General features: G+C 34.7%; 1 protein-coding gene and 1 pseudogene. Both read left to right on the top strand.

What is annotated here, in order from left to right; translation table 11 throughout:
• Positions 1 to 183: pseudogene (locus ACFIJQ_RS08910) on the top strand (hypothetical protein); the annotation flags it as partial.
• Between the two features lie 63 nt (positions 184 to 246).
• Positions 247 to 574: antA/AntB antirepressor family protein (locus ACFIJQ_RS08905; RefSeq protein ID WP_375629981.1), on the top strand; the 328-nt coding region annotated here is incomplete at its 3' end.

Genomic DNA, 574 nt, shown 5'->3' with positions numbered 1-574 from the left:
GCAGAAGCATATGTAAAAGAAAATATCGAACGTCTCGATGAAGATAGTGAGGTTCATTACTTTATACAAGAAAGTGATGTTTACAATAGACTTTTAGACGAGATCGCAGACGAAAAATATAATGATGAGATTTACGGTACTTACGAACAACAACACCGTTTACGTCCTTGTGATGTGCTTTAAATTCTGAAGGGCGCATTTAAAAGCGCCCTCTTTCATTCATCAATAATTGATTAGAGTAAACTTATGACCACACATGATACTCATATTCATAGTGAAGGATATCTCACGCCTGAAAACGAGGTAGACAACAAAATCGGTTATGTCCAAATGGTCAATGTCCATGTAATGCATAGGCACTTACATTTGAAACAAGATTTTTCCACTTGGTTTAATGATTGTGTTGAAAAGCTTGATCTAAAAGAAGGCATGGATTTTGTTTTTACAAAACAAGAATGGAACAGACAGAAGATTTGTCCAAAATCTGAAATAGAAACAGATAAAACCGATAATCATTATTTCAAAATTCACGCAGCAAGGAAAATTGCTCAAGCAGAACGTCATAGAAACTATG

The sequence above is a fragment of the Bartonella sp. TT67HLJMS genome, assembly GCF_042193375.1.
Lineage (GTDB): Bacteria > Pseudomonadota > Alphaproteobacteria > Rhizobiales > Rhizobiaceae > Bartonella > Bartonella grahamii.
Note: the sequence above shows the minus strand (reverse complement) of the source record. Positions and strands in the feature narration are given on the sequence as shown.